At 60.5% G+C, this 2,035-nt stretch carries 2 protein-coding genes; both read left to right on the top strand.

Annotated elements, in window-relative coordinates; translation table 11 throughout:
• Positions 1-253 precede the first annotated feature (253 nt).
• Positions 254-898 carry a DUF6088 family protein gene (locus AC1DU6_RS28980; RefSeq protein WP_457325163.1) on the top strand — a complete coding sequence of 215 codons (645 nt, stop codon included), beginning with the start codon at positions 254-256 and terminating at the stop codon, positions 896-898.
• On the top strand, positions 895-1,929 hold the full coding sequence (locus AC1DU6_RS28985) for a nucleotidyl transferase AbiEii/AbiGii toxin family protein (RefSeq protein WP_477861390.1): 1,035 nt from the start codon (positions 895-897) through the stop codon (positions 1,927-1,929). The genes AC1DU6_RS28980 and AC1DU6_RS28985 overlap by 4 nt, the downstream gene beginning before the upstream one ends.
• Positions 1,930-2,035: the final 106 nt, after the last annotated feature.

Raw genomic sequence — 2,035 nt, forward strand, 5'->3', positions numbered from 1 at the left:
GGCAGGCAACGCGTATCTTGAATCTTAATCTCGTTGGCCACTGATGACCGCACTACGGCAAGTCACAATGACCGCAGCACGCCTCGCACGATACTGGTGCTTGCACACTTAGACCAAGCTTGCGCCCGCTGGCTGTCTTGGACCTAAGCCAGCCGCACTGTCCGAAATTTGTATACAAACTTCGGACAAACGGAATATCGTCCTCTTGCAACCTGTCCGAACTTTGTATACATTTTTCGGACAGGAGGACGCATTGCCCACCATTGACCAAATCGCAGACCAGATCCAGGCGGCCGGCCCCGGCCGCGTGTGGATGCCTGCCGACTTCGCATCCCTGGGCTCGCGCGACGCGGTCGATAAGGCCATGCAGCGCCTGGTTGCCCGCAGCGCCCTACGGCGCATCGACCGAGGGCTGTACGACCTTCCAAACACCAATCGCCTGACCGGTCGCCCAAGCGCACCGGACTATCGGGCTGTTCTCGACGCCCTAGCCAGACGCGATCAGTCACGCCTGCTGGTCGACGGCATGACAGCCGCGAACGATCTGGGCTTGACCGACGCTGTACCGGCGCAGGTCACGATCTACTCCGACACGCGCCGCCGCAACCTGCAGATCGACCGCCTGAACATCGTCTTTAAGACCGCCGCGACAAGCCGACTGTATTGGGCGGGTCGCCCCGCAATGCGGGTCGTGCAAGCCCTGTACTGGCTGAAAGACATGCTGTCCACGGACGGTGATCGCATCCGGCAAAAGCTTGCGCGTGTGCTCAGCGACGCCAAGCATGGCGCCGCGATATGCGCCGACCTCGCTCAAGGTTTCGGCCTGCTGCCCGCCTGGATGCAAGACTACCTTCGCACGGTGCCAGGTTTTGACCCGACGCCGGGATCGACGACATGAACTCGGCATACAAAGAAATCATCGCCAGTAGCGACGCGGACCGTGCCGGCCTATTCACTGAGACCGCGACGCGGCTCGGTACACCGGCCCAGAACGTCGAGAAAGACTTTTGGGTGTGCTGGACACTCGATGCGCTGTTCAACGGACTGGAGGACGGCAGCCCGCGGCTGCTGTTCAAAGGTGGCACATCACTGTCCAAAGCCTTCGACCTGATCCCTCGCTTCTCAGAAGACATCGACATCACAGTGTTTCGGGAAGACATCGGCCAAGCTGTTGAGCCCGCTGAACTGGACGCCTTGAGTGGCAAGCAACGGCGGAAACGGCTCGATGAAATCCGAGCCGCATGCCAGACCTATATCGGCGGCCCGCTAGCCGCGCAACTTAGCCTGCGCTTGGCGAGCTTCGACAACGACCGATTGCGCATCGAGCTTGATCCAGATGATGCGGATGGTCAAACCCTGCTGCTTTGGTACCCAACGGCGCTCGCGCGCGAAGGTGACTACATTCGCTCGGCGGTGAAGATTGAAGCMGGCGCGAAGTCGGYGTTGGATCCACATCGCGCGGCGATTGTTCAACCCTACATCGCCCACGAGTTGCCCGCGCTCGACCTCAAGGTCGGAAACGTCACCACCGTTGATGCCGAGCGGACCTTCTGGGACAAGATCATCATCGCCCACGGCCTGCGCCAATGGTTTGAGCGCCGCGGCGAGCTGCGCCATGGTGGGCAGCGCGTGTCGCGTCACTACTTCGATCTTCATCAGCTTATGCAGGCGCCCGACGTTGGCGTCTGGTTGAAGAACCAAGCGCTCGCCACTGATTGCACGACCCATGCTCGGCTCTTTTTCGGCAGCCCAGACCTCGGCATAGAGATGGCGACAACAGGCTCATTCACTCTGCTGCCGCCCGAGCCMATGMGCGCTGCCCTGCAGCGGGACTATGCAGCCATGGCCGGGATGATCTTTGGGCCAGTTCCAACGTTCTCTGAGGTACTGGAACTCGTCGCCGAAATCGAGTCCATCATCAATAGCTAGCTGTCAAGAGCGTCACCGCTCAGAGCTGGACAAAGCACCCTCGCAGCAAAGACCATACTGCGGCGTGAAAAACATCACACGCCCCTCTCGGTCAGCAGTAATGGGC

It is taken from the genome of Roseateles sp. P5_B10 (assembly GCF_056400485.1).